An 18,483-nucleotide genomic window follows, 5' to 3' on the forward strand; every position below is an offset into this window, starting at 1 on the left:
TATTATGAGTCATCCAAATTGGAAACGCGTAGTCATTAAAGTGGGTAGTGCATTGATATCGCCCAACCAACAAGGTTGTAGCAGTCACTACCTCTTGAGCATTGCGCAATTTATCGTGCGATGCAGAGCCAACGGTACACAAGTTGTACTCGTGTCTTCTGGTTCTGTCGCAGCAGGTGCGCATCTGTTTCCAGAGCAAGAGAAGTCAGATATTGCGGTTAAAAAAGCAATGGCGGCAGCGGGTCAAACTGAAATGATCGCCACGTGGGACAGACTATTTGATTTTCCATCTGCCCAAATGCTTTTAACGCATGCTGACCTGCGAGACAGAGAGCGTTATGTAAGTATTCGTGAAACGATATTCAGTTTATTGGATAACAATATTCTGCCAATCGTGAATGAGAACGACACCGTTACCACCGACAAATTGAAAGTGGGTGATAACGATAATTTATCGGCCATGGTGGCGTCGGCAGCCGAAGCAGACGCGCTTATCATCTGTTCAGACATTGATGGGTTGTATGACAAGAACCCGCATGAACATGACGACGCGAAATTGCTGAAGTCGGTTAATACCATTGATCAAAGCATTTATGACATGGCTGGTGGTGCGGTTAAAGGCGGTGTAGGCACCGGCGGAATGCGCACTAAAATTGAAGCGGCCGAAAAAGCCGTTTCGCATGGTATAGATACATATATTATTAACGGCTTTACTGAACTGTCGTTTAATATGCTGCTAGCAGGTGAAAACCCGGGCACGCATTTCGTACCTCATGATAAACCAATGCAAGAGAATGTGCATTGGATGCGCCATACGTCAAACGCGCAGGGTGAGGTGATAGTTGAAGGGGACTTTGACGCCTCTCTAGCTGGCGACGCAGAGCAGCTTACAAGTAGCGAGATTATAGACGTGAAAGGTGAGTTCTCGGTAGGCGATACCATTCTAGTACGTAAAGAAGACGGTACTAAACTGGTGAAAGCCAAGTCGAATTACAGTAGCTGTTTATTGAATTTCATTGCGAATCAGGAAAACGAAGAATTCGCCCATGAGTTTGAGGAAAAGACTGGGCCAATTATTTCTGATCAGCACATAGCAAATCTGGAGAAAGAATGAGCATTATTACAGAGTTAGCACAACAGGCAAAAAAAGCTGCACGTACACTGGCTATTTTAAGTGAAAGCCAGAAAAACGCGGTGTTAACTGAAATGGCCGCGGCAATTCGTGCAAATAAAAGCAAAATTATTGAAGTAAACGAAAAGGAAGTCGCGCGCGCCAAAGAAAATAACTTAGACGCAGCAATGGTTGATCGCTTAATACTTAATGAAGAGCGTATTGAAGCCATGGCTGAGGGTATTGAAGTTATTGTTGAACTTGACGATCCAGTAGGTAAAGAGCGCGTTATCGGTACTCGTCCAAACGGTATTGAGATTAAGAAAATGCGTATACCGCTTGGTGTTGTGTGCATGATATATGAAGCACGACCTAATGTTACTGCCGACGCAGGCGCGCTGTGCTTCAAATCGGGTAACGCAGTAATATTACGTGGTGGTAAAGAAGCATTGGATACCAGCTTAGCCATTGCTGAGCTTATGCAAGATGTGCTGGAAAAACACAACTTGCCGAAAGCATTGGTTACGGTTGTGCCAAATCCTGACCGCGCATTAATGCAAGAGCTAATGGAACAACGCGACTATATTGACGTTATTATTCCACGTGGTGGCGAAGGCCTTATTAACTACGTGACTGATAACGCCAAGGTGCCAGTTATTCAGCACTTTAAAGGTGTGTGTCACCTTTACGTAGACAAAGATGCAAATTTAGATAAAGCGATGGCGCTACTTCTAAACGGTAAGACACAACGTACCGGCGTGTGTAATGCTTTGGAAGGTCTAGTTGTACACCAGGCTATTGCGGGTGATTTTCTGCCAAAAGTGGCCGAGGCGTTTAAAGAAAAAGGCGTTAAGGTTCACGTTAATGAGAAAGGTAGCCAGTACTTCGACGGCGCTGACGTTATTTCTGAAGACGCGTACGGTGAAGAGTATCTTGGCCTTGAAATCGCGATTCGCGTGGTTGACGATTTCGACGCTGCGGTTGACCACATTGCGCAGTTTGGTAGTAACCACACGGAAGTAATTTGTACTGAAGATGCGGAAAAAGGCAAGCTGTTCCAACGTACAGTTGATGCAAGTGTAGTAATGGTTAATGCCTCTTCACGCTTCTCAGACGGCAGTCAGCTTGGCTTAGGTGCAGAAATTGGTATCGCAACCACTAAACTGCATGCTTATGGCCCAATGGGCTTGGAGTCATTGACTTCAGAGAAATATTTAGTGAATGGCGAAGGCCAAATTCGCGACTAATAAAAAGATGTTTTAACTGGTCGGCATTGTGCCGCGAGTTTACATGCTTCATAATTAAAAGCGCTGACATTCGTCGGCGCTTTTTTTCGCCTATTCAAATATTTACCCTCGGAGTACAGACGGAGCCTACATGGAGATTGTGATAGAACCAGCGCAGTTATGGCATCAATTTATAACCTTTGCCAACGATTATAAACTGCTGACATCTCTAGTACTTTTAATTGTACTGCACTTTATTAAAAAGGGTGTGCTGCGCCTTATCAGGCGTATTAGTTCTCATCGCGGTGAAGACCGTCGAAATCAAATTAATATTTTAGAGCAGTTAGGCAACGCCTTTATCATCATTGTGCTAATGATGGTGTGGAGCTCTGAGATCCAAACATTGGCAATTTCCATTGCTGCCTTTATGGTGGCAATTGTGCTGGCAACCCGCGAGTTTATTCAGTGCTTTATGGGGTTCATTTACTACCTGGGCGCACGGCCGTTCAGGGTAGGCGACTGGATCCAAATGAACAACATCATTGGTGAAGTAGTAGAGATGGACTGGGCGAAAACGGCGCTTTTAGAAGTAGACCCTGAAAGCTTTAACTACACGGGTAAACACGTGTACGTGCCTAATAGCCAGCTAGTGACCCAAACTGTACGAAATCTTAACTTTATGCGTCGCTACCGTTTGCATTCATTCGAAATAGTGAACGAGCCTTCTGTAAACGCCTATAGTTTGCTTCCAGCGTTTCATGCCAGGGCTCAAGCACATTGTGAATATTTCCGCGACGTAGCAGAGCGCTACAAAGGCTTAATTGAACGTCACTTAGAGCAAGAATTTATTCGCATCGACCCCGAGGTTGAGATTAAAACCAATGAACTTGCCAAAGTAGTGGTGAAGGTAAGCTTGTTTTGCCCTACAGCCGAAGCTCATGAATTAGAACATAAAATGTGCTCAGACTGGTTAAGCCTGTGGTTTAAAGCGCAAAAAGAAGAACAGCGTCAGCTGCATGCTCAGAACAATGATTCGTCATCAGCACCAAACCAGGCTAAAGCATTATCTGAAGCTCAGACAACTACTAGCGGTGCGCTATAGCCTTTATTCTAGGCACTTCCATTCTCGGTGGCTGGTGAAATGGCCTTGTAAAAAGGCCATTTGATCAGCCAAAATCCGCCTGTTCATCAAGTAAAAACGCTCGTATACATTGGGCCTGAACGGAACTGCGAGTAGGGGCATGTTTGCTTCTTCTGGCGTTTTCGCGCCTTTCGCGTGATTACACCGTTGGCAAGCAGTGGCAACGTTCGTCCAACTGTCTTTTCCGCCGCGAGAGCGGGGGATAATGTGGTCTCGGGTAAGCTGCTTTGGCGTAAACTTATTGCCGCAGTACATACACAGGTAGCTATCGCGCCTAAACAAATAGCGATTAGTAAGGGCAACTTTGCCAGATAAATCTGTTACCTTGCCATCGCACGCGATAATACTAGACAGGGTAAGCTGACTTTGCAGCCCTTCGTGATTCCAGCCTCCCTTAAGCGTAATAGCATCGCTACCTAGCTCAAATAGCACCTTATCTTGACTGTAAAGCTTTGCGGCTTGTTCAACATCTATCCACTCTTGTGGCATGCCTGCTTTATTAAGTCGAAGTACCAACATGGTTATCTCCTTTAGCACACTAATATTAGACGTTCTTGTTGTGGTTAATCACTTCTGCGCATTCGTTACACGTGATGTTTATTTAAGTTCTTACTTTGTTCGCTTTTTGTTCTAGCATACGCTGTTTTGTGTCAGTATGATGAAAATATAGTCAATAATTGAAATTTCACAGATATTTCATATAGTCATGGTGCTATAGGTGGTAGCGGGTAAAGACCGAGTTGATTACAAAATAGTACGACAAATTCCGCGCGGGGCTGCATTTGGCCATGGTATTAACGCCACTTCAAAGCTATACTATGCGCCGCGTTTAAAAGCGATAAAATAAAGATTGAAATTAAAGGACAAATAGTGACTCCTATTACTAAATCATTTCAGTATGGACAGCATACTGTAACTCTAGAGACGGGTGTAATTGCTCGTCAGGCAACAGCTGCGGTTCTTGCGAGCATGGACGATACGTCTGTACTGGTAACAGTAGTTGGTAAAAAAGAAGCTAAAGCAGATCAAGACTTCTTTCCACTTACTGTTAACTACCAAGAAAAAGCGTACGCTGCGGGTAAAATCCCAGGTGGTTTCTTCAAGCGTGAAGGTCGTCCATCTGAAGGTGAAACACTGATTGCACGTCTTATCGACCGTCCAATCCGCCCATTATTCCCAGAAGGTTTCAAAAACGAAGTACAAGTTGTTGTTACTGTAATGTCTGCTAACCCAGATATCCCTACAGACATCATCTCTATGATTGGTACTTCAGCAGCCCTTGCTATCTCTGGTATTCCTTTCAACGGCCCAATTGGTGCGGCTCGTGTTGGTTATAGCAACGGTGAATACATTCTAAATACACGCGCAGAAGAGCAAGCTGAAAGCGAGCTTGACCTTGTTGTTGCGGGTACTGAAGGCGCAGTACTTATGGTTGAATCAGAAGCAAGCGTGCTTTCTGAAGACACCATGCTAGGTGCGGTTATGTTCGGTCACGAGCAAATGCAAACTGTAGTTAACGCAGTTAACGAATTTGCAGCTGAAGTTGGCACTGAGAAGTGGGACTGGACACCAGAAGCAGAAAATACTGCGCTTAAAGACAAAGTTAAAGCACTAGCTGAAGCAGAAATGACTGCGGCTTACCAGATTTCTGACAAGTTAGAGCGTAAAGACGCGGTAACTGCGGCAACTGAAAAAGCGCTTGCAGCCATTATTGCTGAAGACGAAACGCAAGACCAGAAAGAAGTACTAGACCTTCTTCACGAACTTGAGTCTGACGTTGTACGTTCACGCATTCTATCTGGCGCGCCGCGTATCGATGGTCGTGACCCTGCAATGATCCGTGCACTAGACGTAGCGACAGGTATTCTTCCTCGTACTCACGGTTCTGCACTATTTACTCGTGGTGAAACTCAGGCCCTTGTAGCTGCTACTCTTGGTACAGAGCGTGACGCACAGATGATTGACGAGCTTCAAGGTAAGCGCGACAGCCGTTTCATGCTTCACTACAACTTCCCTCCATACTGTGTTGGTGAAACCGGTATGATTGGTTCGCCTAAGCGTCGTGAAATTGGTCACGGTCGTCTAGCGAAGCGTGGTATTCAAGCAGTAATGCCAAGTGAAGAAGAATTCCCGTACGTAGTACGTGTGGTTTCTGAAATCACAGAATCAAACGGTTCGTCTTCAATGGCTTCGGTATGTGGTACTTCACTAGCGCTTATGGATGCAGGTGTTCCAATTAAAGCGTCTGTTGCGGGGATCGCAATGGGTCTAGTTAAGAGTGACGACAACTTTGTTGTACTTTCAGACATCCTTGGTGACGAAGATCACCTTGGCGACATGGACTTTAAAGTAGCGGGTACTACCGAAGGTATTACTGCACTTCAAATGGACATTAAGATTGAAGGTATCACTAAAGAAATCATGCAAATTGCGCTTAAACAAGCAAAAGAAGCACGTTTGCACATTCTTAAAGTAATGGACGAAGCGATTGGCGGTCACCGTGAAGAGCTAAGTGAATTTGCTCCACGCATTTACACAATGAAGATTGACCAAGACAAGATTCGTGACGTTATCGGTAAAGGCGGCGCAATGATCCGTCAAATTACTGAAGAGTCTGACACTAACATCGAGATTGAAGACGACGGTACTATCAAAATCTTCGCGACAGAGCGTGCGAAAGCAGACATCGCTATTAGCAAGATTGAGCAAGTAACGGCTGAAATTGAAGTTGGTAAGACTTACAACGGTAAGATTACACGTATTGTAGACTTCGGTGCGTTCGTAGAAGTACTTCCAGGTAAAGAAGGTCTTGTTCACATTTCTCAAATCGCTCACGAGCGTGTGAACAAAGTAACTGACTACCTAGAAGAAGGCCAAATGGTTGACGTTAAGGTTATGGAAATCGATCGCCAAAACCGTGTACGTTTAAGCATTAAAGAGCTTCTAGAAAAGCCTGCGCCTAAGTCTGACGACGCAGAGTAATGCCGATTAGGTTTTAAACCTAGTTAGCTGTATATGAGTAAAAAGGGAGCTTGGCTCCCTTTTTTCGTTTTAGGTTTTAAAAACACTAACGGGTTGGGTTTCACCTATTAACCCACACATTCAACCTATAACGAAAAGCGCTTTTTTAGAGGTATTTGAAAATGGATAAGCAAACGCAAACCGAAGTAGAAGCAGCGGTATTTCGCCGCTTAATAGAACACTTAGATTCAAATAAAGACGTTCAGAACATCGACCTGATGATTTTGGCCGATTTCTGCCGTAACTGCTTAGCAAAATGGTATTCGGCCGCTGCAAGCGAGCAGGGCGCTGATATCGACTACGAAGCCGCACGTGAAGTGGTATACAAAATGCCGTATTCAGAGTGGAAAGAGAAGTACCAGCTTCCTGCCACTGACGAGCAGTTGGAGAAGTTGGCTGCTAGGCAGGGGAAGTAGTTTTTAGATAGGACGGAACTTGTCTTTGTGTTTTGAAAGCCAGCTTATGCTGGCTTTTTTGTTTTTGGGGTGGGGGCTGAAGTACCTTCTATACTTCTAGTTAGTATCTTTGATATACGAGTGATAAAAGGTATTTCGGTTTTTCTTTATTTTTCTGTTGGTTGTGGGGTATTGTAGTTCTAAGTACAAGGACAGGTTCCCGAAAGTTGTGTGGATTAGCATGACGGTTTGGGGACGAGTAAGCTGTTAGCTGACCCGAAGGAGAAATATGTACCCCAATACAGAAGCTTTCTTGAGACTTAGAGAGCAAACTCAAGCAGTCTTAGATTTTACAGTTTTGATTTCAAACTCTGTTCCTTTATTAAAAATGACAATGAAAAATATTGATAAGGGTATCGAAGGGGCTCAGCTCGCCAAACCTGATCATTTTAAGGGAGAACAGAATCCTGATCAGTTGAAATCTTACGCAGCTGAGTATAAGAAAAATCTTAGTAAATATGTTTTATTAAGTAACTTTAGCTACTTTGAGGTTTATGTCGTAGATGCTGTAGAAGAAATGCTAGGGTTTCATGGCGGGGCAGAAAAGTTGATTGAGGATGCAAGGAATAGGTGTCAAAAGCACGTGAATCCTACTGATCAAACTATTGTTAAAAATAGAAGCAAACTACAAGATTCATTTAAGAATAAAAATAAAGAAAAATATCAGAAATTTACTCGTTTATTACAGGATAAGAACTTTAAATTCCCATCTGAACTTCTGTCAGCATACGGAGTACAGAAGCTTTGTGAAAACTTAAAAAATCTAAAAAGTGTCGGCATCCCTGAGTTGCTAATTGACGGGCTACACTTCCCAATGACCGAAGCTGAAGTTATTGAATTTCATAAAATTCGAGATATAAGGAATAAGATAGCTCACGGCAAACGAAAAACCTTTGATATGCCAAGCGCAATGAAGCACACCAAATTTCTAAGGGAATTATCAGTAAGAATAGACCGACATATAGTTAACAACTATTTCGTTATTGAGCGTTTTTCATGAGGTTGTCAGCAGCTAACAAACGCATGTTGTCGGACTGTTTTTCCGCTTCGCTCCAAAATACCCGCAAATGCGGGCGTTATATTTTCTCCGAGGGTTTATGAATAAAATTGAAAATTTGTACGGAAACGATCTTGAAACGAAGTATTTTTATATTTTCCCTGTGGAGAGACTTGATTTAAAAAATGAAGAGTCACTTGGAAACATAAGAATCTTTCCAAAAGGCTGGATCGATATTGATGATATGTTTAGCAATACAATTATCATGCTTCAAGAAGATAAAGATAAATTTGATTCAAACATTGAGAAATTTAAATCAAACCCTTTAGTAGTAATCAATGATCAAACTTATGCTGATTACCCTGGGAGCATATCAAGTGATTTGCAAATTATGACTACTGCAATATCTAAAGCCTCCATAATTATCGATTATATAAAATTTGAGTTTTGCTCCTTAGTTACTCCTAAAACCATGCCAGCAAGGTTGGGGCAAGTTACATCAGGCGAGACGTTGCTGTTAATGTACAATGGGAAAAGTAGTCCTTTTACTCGTATCATAGATACTACGATCTACAGTAATACTTTAACGGCGGGTGTAGGTTTAGATATTAACTCTGAAATTTTCACTAATTTTAAGCTATTAAATGCTGATATTGGAGAGGTTGGGAACATAGCGAAACAAGCGTTGAGAATGTTTTCAAACGCACTGGAAGAAAATGATAATACAGGGAAATTCATCGAAATAATGAGATTGTTTGAATTTATCGCCGATCCAAATAGTTTTACTAAGTTTCAGAAGGTTAGAACAAAAATTGCGGCTCATATAGCCGAAAACAGCTCGGATATTCATAGATTGCAGGAAGAGTTTAAATACTATTCTAGCGGTGATAATGAAGATGGATTGCGTACGGAGATAATTCACAATGGTAAGAGTATAGAAGTATTGATACCAGAACTTAGTAAACAAACAGATCTTTTCAATAAATTACAGTTATACATAACCAAATGCATCAAAGATCTAGTTTGTTTTTACAATAAAAGCTGGCTTGAACTAGAAGTTATTAGAGATACAAAATTAGAAGAAGCAAAAAAAAACAAAGTAAAAAATAAAACCGTAAATTACTCCAACACTGCCGTTTTAATTGATGTTAATTTCCTTGCTGAATCAATTGAAAAGTTTTCGCCAATTTATAAAGAGCTGCACCCAGAAGGTGACTTTAGTAATTTAAAATTAGAGGAATTAGTTTATCAAGCTTTACTTAACTGTAGAATGTTAGAAGAAAAGAAAACTTATAAAGTTTTTGCCTTTTCTAATACTATTGATGATATTCCCTTAGTTAAAATACCTATTTCATCATTAGATGGCGCAAAGCTTAAAGGTAATAATTGCCTTTTTGAGTTTGTTGCATTTGCCTTCGAGGAAAAATTAAAAAAAATAGAGTCTATTTTCGAGGTCACTCACGATATTTTTCAAGACAAGTCTTCTTTTGATTCTTCAGCCCTTACTTTTCAAAATGTTGTGTTTATTGGAGATGATCCTGAATATATTGATCTTCTGAAAAATGTGAATGCGAAAGACAATCGAAATTTAGTTGTTGTAAAATGTTCACATTATTCTCAAATGGAACTTCGAATTCCATTTTTTGATGTAGGGCATTTAGTAGGAATGTCATTTGGTCTGTCAGCTAGTCAGTTATGAAAATATAACAAGGCAATTAAGTCGGATTCGTAACAGTTGGCTCGTTCCGCTTCGCTCCATTTTAGCCAACGATTACTCACCGCTTATAGCGGCTTTAGTCACCAAGGAGGATTAAGTGGCATCACCGTTATCAGATCTTGACGAGCTAGTCCTCAAATGTAGGGACGAAAAAGCCAAGAATTACATAAAAGAAGCTGTAGCGTGTTATAAATCGGGAGCATTTCGCTCTTCGATAGTATCGACTTGGATAGCAGTATCCTTTGATATTATCGATAAATTGAAAGAGTTATCGTTGGCCGGTGACAAGGAAGCCGAAATCCAAGTTGAAGCTTTTGAAAAAGCAGTGAGAAATGGAGATATAACGAACTCTTTGAGATTCGAAAGAGATATTTTAGCTATTTGCCGAGATAAATTGGAATTAATATCTCCTGTAGAATTTATAGATTTGAATCGTCTACAAGAAGACAGAAATAGGTGTGCACATCCGTCAATGACTTCTGATGGGGAGATATTTAACCCATCAGCAGAATTAGCCAGAATGCATATAAGATCTGCAGTAGAACATTTACTTCAGTATCCTCCTGCCCAAGGGAAATATGCGCTTGACTCATTGACTTCAGAAGTTAACTCAGAATATTTTCCAACAGATATTGATAAAGCTATTGTTGCTTTTGACAACAGCCCATTAAAAAAAGCCAGAAAGAGCCTAATTAGAAACTTCACAATTGTGCTCGTAAAAAAAATACTCAACAAATCTTACGACTACAAAGAGATAACTAGAACAGCCACGGCACTCAACGCAATAAAAGTTATTCACGAAGAAGAATTTGATGAAACTCTGAGGGACAAGCTATCAAGTATAGTTAGAAATATAGAGGCAGATAATTTAAAAAATGTAATCCCACTAATCAGCAGAGTAAATGACGTTTGGCCTTACTTTGACCAAGATGTTAAGCATAAAATTGAAGCTTTTGTCGAAAGTCTACCGACTGAAAACTTTGATGACATTGACATCATCCTTTCAATTGACGATTTAGTTGGTTCAGCAGAAAAAAGGATCTCTAAAGCAACAAGGAAGGAGATCAGTGAAACATTGTTTTTTGATCTACCTACTCAAGTCGGCAATAGGATAGTTGAACTATATGAACAATCTAGGTCTTTTGATCAAGCTAATAGCTTTGCGCCAACTGTAGCAATGCATGCTCGTGATTATACTGGTGAACAAATAAAGAGCATTATTGAAGCATCCGGAAACAATGACCAAATAAAGAATAGCTTTGAAGTAGGCGCTGTAATTAAGGCGTTGAGAGCAAACAAGTCAGTCACTGACGACGAGATAGATGGTTGGTTAGACGACGCAGACATTTCTAAATATAAAAAGATTAAAAATGAAGAGGGTGACTAACAAACAAATACTAAACAAGACAGGCATGTTTGTGTAAAAATTCATAAATTTTAGCCAGTCTACCCTCTATTTTAAGTAGGTAAATGCAAAGACAAGGAGGTCGAAATGAAACTTTTAAAAGTAGCTTTATTTACTCTTTTTATATCGCAGATTGCTGCTGCCGAAATTGACGTTTCTCTTGCCAATGGCACTGAGAAAGAAGTGTTGAAACGCGAGCAAATTTTTAGACTCATTGAACAGCATGATCTTAAGAAATGGTGGTTCACTGATAAAATTGTTATAGATGAATCAGTAAGGAGTCCTTTCAGCCATCCGGTTTTAACCCTTAAAGCTACCATGCCAAATAATGACAACGCTGGTTTGTCTCAACTTCTACACGAACAAATTCACTGGTTCGAAGGTGCGAGAAAGGAAGAGGTTGATAATACGGTTGCCGAATTACGAAAAATATACACGTCTGTTCCGGTTGGCTTTCCTGACGGCGCAAGAAGTGAATTTTCAACCTATCTGCATCTTGCTGTTTGCTTAATGGAGTTAGATGCTTTAACGCACGTCTTGGGTAAAGAAAAAGCAGAAGAAGTCATTGCAACCAATGGAAAATATTTCTACAAATGGATATATAAAACCGTTCTTCAAGACCAAGCACAAATACGAGAAATTTTGAAAAATAACAGGTTGTACATTTAATACTAAAAAAACTAATTAAAACAGGTGTTTTGTCACATTAAGGAAGATCGGTATGAGAATAAAGTGTCGTAACTGTGGATTTGCAGAAGAAGTCAATTTAGATCTTTTCGTGAAAATTTTAGGTGGTGCAACAGCTGGGTTTGGCTTTTGGGCATGGACTAGTTTTCTTTTCGCAGGAACGGGCTTCGCTATGGCAATTTGTATTGCGATTATTACTGGCGGAGCAGCTCTCCTCGCTTACAAAGATGAAATAATAGACTGGATCGCCAACGAAGGTTATGAGTGCGAGAGTTGTGGCGGCAAGAATTGGCAAGCGATATCTCCTGACAAAGAAAAAGAAATTAACGCACATGAAAAGTATCAATGTAAAGTTAGTGCGTCTTTCGAGCTTCAACAAAGAATCGAGACTGCCGAAGCACTATTACGTTCAGATGGGGTTGAGTTTGAAAAAACTGAGAACAGCTGGCTTGTTTTGGAGTCGTCAGGTGAGTTAAAAGAAATAAATGGTATCAACCAATTAGAACTTTATATATCTTCATTATGAAATAACTTGTACTAGTGTAATTACTAAAGAAGACATACGGTATAAGTACCATGCGATTTTGACTTAGCAACGTTTCCTTCGCGCAAAGCGCTATGGATGAGATTCCTTTGCATGTTACAAATGACGGGCACTTCAGTCTCGAAGCAGTAATTAATGGAAAAGAGGGGAGATTTATTCTTGATACAGGCTCGACGGGGACTGTTGTTGGTCTGAACAAGCTCGAATATTTCGGCATCAGAAAGGCAAAGAGCGCTATAAATGGAATTACTCCAGGCGACAAGGAAAAAGGCAAGATTGAAACCTTTCCAATTAGCATCGAGTCACTGTTTATAGGAACTCATGCGCTAACAATCAAGAATATTCATTCAAGTTCAACTTTTCATCTAGGGCCTGAGATTGACGGCATCATAGGCCATGATGCAATTGTTGAACTACGCGCTATGGTTGATATTAGGAACAGTAAGCTTCTAGTACCAGAAAAAGACATTAACGTTAAAGCATTTTTTTCTGGTTCTGATTCAAAATACACCGCCATTCCTCTGCTGCAAACTGAAATGGGATTTACCTTAGTTAAAGCACGATTTGAGCAACATGATGTAGTCATGCTAGTCGATTCAGGTGCACAACGAGTCGTCTTGGGTATGTCTGTAGTAGCCGATGACTTTGGGTTCGATTTGGAAAATCACACAAAAGCCAAATTAGTTGGCCATGATGGAACAGAGACTCCGATGAAAGTCACCCCGAACAAAACAATAAAGATCGGAAGTGTAAGAATTAATGGCGACTTTCTCGTGGCTGACTTTGGTGCTTTAAAACAGACTATTGGGTCGAAAAATGGAAAGTTCATAGGAATCATCGGTAATAAAGAGTTGGCTTCTATCAACGGTATTATTGACGCTGCCAACGGCGTTATATATGTGCATAAGACTTAACACTAAGCAAGACAGGCATATATGTGTAATTTACACTGACCTTAGAAGAGAGAATACGCCCATAATGAACGGGCGTCGCTCCACGTTGCTCTTCACAATAAGCAACTTCGTGAAACTCCTTATGCGTATCCAATCATATAAAAATCATGCTATGTTTGTTCATGCTAGCCTCCAAATTGATTTAGTATTGAACAAACTAATTATGGACTCCGGCCGGCGCTCCGATGGCTGAAAAGTTAACCCACGAAAATGCGGGGGCTAGCACTTTTACAGGGAGTCATTGTGTCTAGCCAGAACACAACAACAAGGAAAGTTATGCTTAAACATATGCTCACTGCGATTCTGTTTCTACATTATCCTACTTTCGCAAAAGAAAGTGTGCTGATTGAAAATGTGACCGTCGTATCATCGCACCTTCAGGAGCCATTACAAAAGGCGCATGTTCTTATTTCTGATGGACGGATAAAGACAGTATCGTCATCTAAGATTGAAAAAACATTTGATGTTCAGGTAATAGACGGGACTGCTTTATACCTAGCCCCCGGAATAATGGATAGCCATGTTCATGTTTCATCTATTCCTGGCATGGGATTTGGCGTCGAGCCTGTGGCGCAAAAGAATGAAGCACTTGCTGAAGAATACTATAGACAGCAACCCTATAGCTTCTTGTACTACGGTATAACACAGGTCGTCGACCCAAACCCAGGGCTTGAATGGAAGAAATTTACCGCTTCTGAAATACATCCTGATTACTATCGTTGCGAAGTCATTACCTCACGCTCAACGTTTCCTTTGGTAGAGAAAAATGATGAGCTGTCGAAATCCATGTTTTCCTATATCGTTGAACAGGACGTTGCTGAGACAGCACAGAACTCTCCTGAACAAATTGGAAAACGTATTGCTGAATCCGGCGCATCTTGCATAAAAATATACTTTGAAGATGGCTATGGCGATGAAAGTCAGTGGCCGTTATTGTCTGACGATACCCTGAAACGTATTCGAAAATCTGCATCACAACATAAACTACCTCTGGTAGCGCATGCCAATGCATTGGATATGTATCAAAGAGCTATTGATGCAGAGGTGGATGTAATTGCGCACGGGCTCTGGAATTGGGGGGAGTTTTCGCGTGAAACTGAAGTGTCCAAACCAATGCATGGCGTGCTTAACCAGTTAATGAGCAAAGGCACTGGGTACATGCCAACCCAAAGGGTAATTGCCGGACTAGGTGAACTCATGTTGCATAACTCACATGGTGTTTCTGAATTTAGTAAGGTAACGCCCGAAGAATTAATTGAATGGTATAAGCAACCTTCGGCACAATGGTTTAAAGAAGAATTACGCGCAGGATTTGACGGACTACCTGACGAGGTTATCGCTCGAATCTTTTTAAAAGATCGGGTTGGGAAAGGTAACAAAATTTTAAAGATCCTCACCGAGGCAGACTATCCGCTGTTATTAGGTTCTGATTTTCCGGGAAGTCCTAGTTTTTCCAACCAACCAGGTTTAACCACTTTCCTTGAGATGAAAGCAATGGCAGACGCTGGCGTATCTTTAGTTGCAATACTCGCAGCTGCGACCATTAATAATGCGCGACAATTTAATATTGATGAAGATTACGGAACGGTTGAAGTTGGTAAGGTTGCAAATTTACTTTTGCTAAAACAAAACCCTTTAACTACCGTGGACGCTTGGAGCAATATCCACCATATTATCTTACATGGAGAAGTTTTTAATCGTTCAGATTTTGCTGCAGATGCTATGGCTAACAAATCATTGCAGCGGACAAGCCGCTGAATGCGGCGTTATGTGACTCAAGGATGACGAAGAATGTATTTGCCTTTAAAAGATTTGGAAAAGGAACATTCGATACCGGACGTATGGAAAGACTCCATTTGCGAAGTGGTTATTCAATTAACCAAAGATAATTTCGAACTCCACAATGTCTCTGAATACATCGCTCTTCAATCTAGTGATATGGCCAAGTTTAATCGAGAAAATGTTCTTGAATATGGCTGTTGTCTAAAGGCGTTATCTACGGAATGTTGGGAACGTTCATGCTATCAATGGCAAGGTAATTATTGGGATTTAATCATCGATTTATGTACTGTAGAAGAAGATGTTAGTGATCTCGTTCTGAAAGGTCGAGTTTATCCCATAAACTCAGGCTACAAATATGAGTTTGGCATGGTACATGTTCCGTAGTTTTATTAGGCAGTCACATAACACATTAAGCCGCGCGCAGGCTCGTTGGGATACAAACACGTAGGCTCCCTTCGTTTCGCTCAGGATTTTAGCCCACGTGTTATTGCCCCTAAGCAGGAAGTTAGGTTTCAAAGGAACTAATTAAATGAAAGTAATGTTTTTCGGTCTGATTTTATTAATTACAGCGTTTAGCTCTGCGTCTAAAGAAATCCAATCCAATGGGTTTTCTTTAACCCTCGGAAATGGCTGGTCTGTTGTAAATACAAACAAAATTACAACTGCTGCAGCAAATGAAGAATCAGAACAGGTAATCATTCTTTCAGTCTACATTGTGCCATCCGTAGAAAAGGGAACTGAGATATTAGCTGAAATGAAAAGCTACTTATCAAATCTCAATGAACAACTCCCTAAATTGGAATTATATTCTCAACTTGCCCCTTTAGATGGTCAAACAAGTGTTCCCTGGGAATTAGTTGCTTATTCAGGGCCAAATGAAGAAGGACACTTAGTTGCTGCGTGTCTCGGTACTAATAAAGGCGTGTTAATGGTTTCACTAGAAGGAATAGGCTCTGTTCAATCTGCAATTCCGCAATTGAAATCAGTTCTTTCTTCGTTGAATTACAATGAAACCTAACAATAAAATTATTTCACCCGCAGGCGGACTGGGACGCATACACGCAGGGCGGCTTCGCCATTATGCATTGCGTGCCACTGCGCCCGTTGGTGAAAAGTTTGCCTACTTATCAAAGGAATTGAGCACCAATGAATGACAAAATACTAAGCCTTGGGCAAGAATGCCTGAGAATTATCCCCGCAGAAACTCAAGCAACTAGCTTTCTTGGTGGGAAGCCCTTAGTACGCTCACCTGTTGACTGGCCCCGTAAAAACAATAAACCGCTTGGTTTCATTGCTCAACTAGATCTGGAGGAAGTTAACCCAAGTAGGTGTATAGAATGGCTACCTGATACCGGCCGATTGTTATTCTTTTATGACCTTGAAGAGTGGCCATGGGGATTTGATCCAAATGACAAGGGGGGCTGGGCAGTAATCTATGAAAATGGTTCTAATGAGCTTTATTCTCTTGAACTGCCCAGAGATCTCAGTGAAGACCATATAGCCTCTTCTATTAAGTATGTGAAAACGCAGAACTTCATCAGCTATCCAGATGCTCAACGAGTTAGCTTTGATAAAATTGGCTTATCTAGAGATGAGGATGAAGATTACTACGGCTTTATCGACGAGCAGTATGGAGATGAGCCTCGCCACCAAGTTGGTGGTTTCCCGACACCAATACAGAATGACGACATGGAAGAAGAGTGTCAGCTTGTAAGTGGTGGAGTAAATTGCGGTGGTCCAGAGGGTTACAGCTCTGACGAAGCCAAGCAGCTCCGAAAGGAAGAAAACGATTGGCGAATGATTCTACAATTTGACTCTGACGATGATATAGGAGCTATGTGGGGTGATATGGGTATGCTTTATTTCTGGGTTAAAGAAAGTGAGGCTAGAAAGCATGATTTCTCAAATGTTTGGATGGTGCTGCAGTGTAGTTAAACTTAAGGGGAACAAAGTGTTGCACCGGACAAACCGGTGAACGCGGCGCTAAGTGCTGGACTTACCCAAACCTAGTTGTCATCTCCTGTAGTTAGATAAGAGGTGAATTATGGCTAATAAAAAGTTCTCGATTAAAGTGTCGCCGCGATTAGCGTTTAGTTGATTTAGCATTGTCATAGACTATTCAAGACAGGCACCTTTGTTTACAAAGGTTTTATTTTTGTGTCTGTCTTAATTTCTCTCTATATTTTCCATTTTACTTCGGAGAGTGGTTTGAAATTCCCCAAAGACCCGAAAGCGAAGGCCAGTTTTGTGCCAGGTACTCTATATGCTGTAGCAGTTGATGATTTTATCTTTTATTGTCAAGTTGCTGCAAACCAGTCCTTAGGCTTCTTCAGAGTTCGCTCTAACAATATTCTTGAAATTAAGGAAATTCTTCGCTATCCAATTATGTCGAGATTCGGAATTAGCCGCCCCTCTCTAGGACGCGCTCTCAGAGATGGTTATTGGATAAAACTTGGAAAAGGTAATTTAAAGCAAGAGCTAAGCGAACCTGCTCCAACTGTTCAGTGGCCTGTTGGAGAACTAAAAGTTTCTGTCTGGCTAGATGGTAAAATAGTTAAGGAAACTTCTGCTTTTGATCCAGACATCCAGTCCTTTGAAATGGTTAACGCATACGATGCGATATTTCATGTTCCTGAACGTCTAATCGTTGACTACACAGAAGATTCAGAAGAATTTGAGTCAGGGGGTACAGTTTGGAGGCAACGCAAATTAAAAGAATACCTTGCCAATAAATATTCAACCGCACCTCATCACCAACTCCCAGATGGGTGGGTGTATACGTAGCGGGAACTATAAAAAACTTAGTGAGCGAAACATTTACTTATTGGCTCGCTTTATCAGCACAATTAATCATAAGTTTCACTTTGATGAAGCTGGTATTACATTGATCAGAAACGCTGATAGCTTTTCTTACAAGTAGGAATCTTTGAAGCACTCAAAAGAATATTTAGACTGCCAAATTTTTTGTTTGAAAGAGGAATCCGGGCAGCATCTAGTATCAATATGGGTGTATGCTAGGAATTACAGTTATTTTCGAGAAATGGCGAAAGAAAAACTTGGCATATAACAGTCACATAAGTTGCCCGTATGCTCTTTGGGGCATTAACAGCTGGACTCAGTTAATTCGCTCAGATTTTGTCCCACTTGTTACGAACCTTGTTTAAAAGTTATTTATTGCAGTAAATGGAGATAACATTGGAAGTTAACAAAAAGTCTTACTCACTTGGAAGGTTTTCTTTAGACCTTCTTTGTATTGGGGGAGGGGTTATGTTTTCTTATTGGATGCTTTCTAATTTTGAAAGTGTGGAGCAGTGGTTTGAAGGCAGACGCTCAGACGGCTTGTCTTTCTTTGTCGGCATATTTTTGGCTCTTATAGGAACATGGGATATGACACAAGGCATATACAAATCAGTAAAGCTTAAGTTTGCCAAACAATGATAGTCA

The 18,483-nt window shown here is 41.0% G+C and carries 18 protein-coding genes; 17 read left to right on the forward strand and 1 reads right to left on the reverse strand.

The window, feature by feature from the left end; genetic code table 11:
* The first annotated feature begins 4 nt into the window (after positions 1–4).
* The 3 genes from proB (at position 5) to BGK61_RS09670 (ending at position 3,439) form a co-directional block, all read left to right on the forward strand.
* The gene (proB, locus tag BGK61_RS09660; protein WP_076010905.1) at positions 5–1,114 is read left to right on the forward strand and encodes a glutamate 5-kinase; all 1,110 of its coding nucleotides are present in this window, start codon (positions 5–7) and stop codon (positions 1,112–1,114) included.
* On the forward strand, positions 1,111–2,358 hold the full coding sequence (locus tag BGK61_RS09665; RefSeq protein WP_076010904.1) for a glutamate-5-semialdehyde dehydrogenase: 1,248 nt from the start codon (positions 1,111–1,113) through the stop codon (positions 2,356–2,358). Before proB ends, BGK61_RS09665 begins: the two co-directional genes overlap by 4 nt.
* A 130-nt stretch (positions 2,359–2,488) precedes the next feature.
* Complete coding sequence (locus BGK61_RS09670) at positions 2,489–3,439, forward strand: mechanosensitive ion channel family protein (RefSeq protein ID WP_014998271.1); 951 nt, start codon at positions 2,489–2,491, stop codon at positions 3,437–3,439.
* 3 nt (positions 3,440–3,442) lie between these two features.
* On the opposite strand, the gene BGK61_RS09675 is transcribed toward BGK61_RS09670, so the two are convergent.
* Positions 3,443–3,997: an HNH endonuclease gene (locus BGK61_RS09675; RefSeq protein ID WP_076010903.1), complete on the reverse strand. Its 555-nt coding sequence runs from the start codon at positions 3,995–3,997 to the stop codon at positions 3,443–3,445.
* Positions 3,998–4,348: 351 nt separating this feature from the next.
* Between BGK61_RS09675 and pnp the strand changes: the two genes are divergently transcribed.
* The 14 genes from pnp (at position 4,349) to BGK61_RS09750 (ending at position 18,477) form a co-directional block, all read left to right on the forward strand.
* On the forward strand, positions 4,349–6,460 hold the full coding sequence (gene pnp, locus BGK61_RS09680; RefSeq protein ID WP_076010902.1) for a polyribonucleotide nucleotidyltransferase: 2,112 nt from the start codon (positions 4,349–4,351) through the stop codon (positions 6,458–6,460).
* Between the two features lie 161 nt (positions 6,461–6,621).
* On the forward strand, positions 6,622–6,915 hold the full coding sequence (locus tag BGK61_RS09685) for a DUF1244 domain-containing protein (protein WP_076010901.1): 294 nt from the start codon (positions 6,622–6,624) through the stop codon (positions 6,913–6,915).
* 268 nt (positions 6,916–7,183) lie between these two features.
* On the forward strand, positions 7,184–7,954 hold the full coding sequence (locus tag BGK61_RS09690; protein ID WP_076010900.1) for a HEPN domain-containing protein: 771 nt from the start codon (positions 7,184–7,186) through the stop codon (positions 7,952–7,954).
* A 97-nt stretch (positions 7,955–8,051) separates the two neighbouring features.
* A complete protein-coding gene (locus BGK61_RS09695; protein ID WP_076010899.1) occupies positions 8,052–9,650 on the forward strand; it encodes a hypothetical protein in 1,599 nt (532 codons plus the stop codon).
* Positions 9,651–9,765: 115 nt separating this feature from the next.
* Positions 9,766–11,055: a hypothetical protein gene (locus BGK61_RS09700; protein ID WP_076010898.1), complete on the forward strand. Its 1,290-nt coding sequence runs from the start codon at positions 9,766–9,768 to the stop codon at positions 11,053–11,055.
* 105 nt (positions 11,056–11,160) lie between these two features.
* On the forward strand, positions 11,161–11,742 hold the full coding sequence (locus BGK61_RS09705) for a hypothetical protein (protein ID WP_076010897.1): 582 nt from the start codon (positions 11,161–11,163) through the stop codon (positions 11,740–11,742).
* A 52-nt stretch (positions 11,743–11,794) separates the two neighbouring features.
* Positions 11,795–12,286 carry a hypothetical protein gene (locus BGK61_RS19665; protein ID WP_076010896.1) on the forward strand — a complete coding sequence of 164 codons (492 nt, stop codon included), beginning with the start codon at positions 11,795–11,797 and terminating at the stop codon, positions 12,284–12,286.
* A 92-nt stretch (positions 12,287–12,378) separates the two neighbouring features.
* Positions 12,379–13,218, forward strand: a complete 840-nt coding sequence (locus BGK61_RS09715) for an aspartyl protease family protein (RefSeq protein WP_076010895.1) — start codon at positions 12,379–12,381, stop codon at positions 13,216–13,218.
* A 315-nt stretch (positions 13,219–13,533) separates the two neighbouring features.
* Entirely contained in the window at positions 13,534–15,015 is a 1,482-nt protein-coding gene (locus tag BGK61_RS09725) for an amidohydrolase family protein (protein WP_076010894.1), read from the forward strand.
* 33 nt (positions 15,016–15,048) lie between these two features.
* On the forward strand, positions 15,049–15,423 hold the full coding sequence (locus BGK61_RS09730; protein ID WP_076010893.1) for a DUF7668 domain-containing protein: 375 nt from the start codon (positions 15,049–15,051) through the stop codon (positions 15,421–15,423).
* Between the two features lie 145 nt (positions 15,424–15,568).
* The gene (locus BGK61_RS09735) at positions 15,569–16,057 is read left to right on the forward strand and encodes a hypothetical protein (protein WP_076010892.1); all 489 of its coding nucleotides are present in this window, start codon (positions 15,569–15,571) and stop codon (positions 16,055–16,057) included.
* Positions 16,058–16,185: 128 nt separating this feature from the next.
* On the forward strand, positions 16,186–16,974 hold the full coding sequence (locus BGK61_RS09740; protein WP_076010891.1) for a YwqG family protein: 789 nt from the start codon (positions 16,186–16,188) through the stop codon (positions 16,972–16,974).
* Between the two features lie 222 nt (positions 16,975–17,196).
* Positions 17,197–17,823 carry a hypothetical protein gene (locus BGK61_RS09745; RefSeq protein WP_157888793.1) on the forward strand — a complete coding sequence of 209 codons (627 nt, stop codon included), beginning with the start codon at positions 17,197–17,199 and terminating at the stop codon, positions 17,821–17,823.
* Between the two features lie 483 nt (positions 17,824–18,306).
* On the forward strand, positions 18,307–18,477 hold the full coding sequence (locus BGK61_RS09750; RefSeq protein ID WP_157888794.1) for a hypothetical protein: 171 nt from the start codon (positions 18,307–18,309) through the stop codon (positions 18,475–18,477).
* Positions 18,478–18,483: the final 6 nt, after the last annotated feature.

Origin of the sequence: Alteromonas abrolhosensis (genome assembly GCF_001953635.1) — a bacterium.
Taxonomy (GTDB): domain Bacteria; phylum Pseudomonadota; class Gammaproteobacteria; order Enterobacterales; family Alteromonadaceae; genus Alteromonas; species Alteromonas abrolhosensis.

What these genes read in the sequence shown, in the direction of transcription:
- BGK61_RS09695 (WP_076010899.1), top strand. Translation starts at nt 8,052, where the DNA reads ATGAATAAAATTGAAAATTTGTACGGAAACGATCTTGAAACGAAGTAT.
- BGK61_RS09690 (WP_076010900.1), top strand. Translation starts at nt 7,184, where the DNA reads ATGTACCCCAATACAGAAGCTTTCTTGAGACTTAGAGAGCAAACTCAA.
- BGK61_RS09750 (WP_157888794.1), top strand. Translation starts at nt 18,307, where the DNA reads ATGTTTTCTTATTGGATGCTTTCTAATTTTGAAAGTGTGGAGCAGTGG.
- BGK61_RS09735 (WP_076010892.1), top strand. Translation starts at nt 15,569, where the DNA reads ATGAAAGTAATGTTTTTCGGTCTGATTTTATTAATTACAGCGTTTAGC.
- BGK61_RS09705 (WP_076010897.1), top strand. Translation starts at nt 11,161, where the DNA reads ATGAAACTTTTAAAAGTAGCTTTATTTACTCTTTTTATATCGCAGATT.
- BGK61_RS19665 (WP_076010896.1), top strand. Translation starts at nt 11,795, where the DNA reads ATGAGAATAAAGTGTCGTAACTGTGGATTTGCAGAAGAAGTCAATTTA.
- proB (WP_076010905.1), top strand. Translation starts at nt 5, where the DNA reads ATGAGTCATCCAAATTGGAAACGCGTAGTCATTAAAGTGGGTAGTGCA.
- BGK61_RS09675 (WP_076010903.1), bottom strand. Translation starts at nt 3,997, where the DNA reads ATGTTGGTACTTCGACTTAATAAAGCAGGCATGCCACAAGAGTGGATA.
- BGK61_RS09670 (WP_014998271.1), top strand. Translation starts at nt 2,489, where the DNA reads ATGGAGATTGTGATAGAACCAGCGCAGTTATGGCATCAATTTATAACC.
- BGK61_RS09715 (WP_076010895.1), top strand. Translation starts at nt 12,379, where the DNA reads ATGGATGAGATTCCTTTGCATGTTACAAATGACGGGCACTTCAGTCTC.
- BGK61_RS09685 (WP_076010901.1), top strand. Translation starts at nt 6,622, where the DNA reads ATGGATAAGCAAACGCAAACCGAAGTAGAAGCAGCGGTATTTCGCCGC.
- BGK61_RS09725 (WP_076010894.1), top strand. Translation starts at nt 13,534, where the DNA reads ATGCTTAAACATATGCTCACTGCGATTCTGTTTCTACATTATCCTACT.
- BGK61_RS09730 (WP_076010893.1), top strand. Translation starts at nt 15,049, where the DNA reads ATGTATTTGCCTTTAAAAGATTTGGAAAAGGAACATTCGATACCGGAC.
- BGK61_RS09740 (WP_076010891.1), top strand. Translation starts at nt 16,186, where the DNA reads ATGAATGACAAAATACTAAGCCTTGGGCAAGAATGCCTGAGAATTATC.
- BGK61_RS09665 (WP_076010904.1), top strand. Translation starts at nt 1,111, where the DNA reads ATGAGCATTATTACAGAGTTAGCACAACAGGCAAAAAAAGCTGCACGT.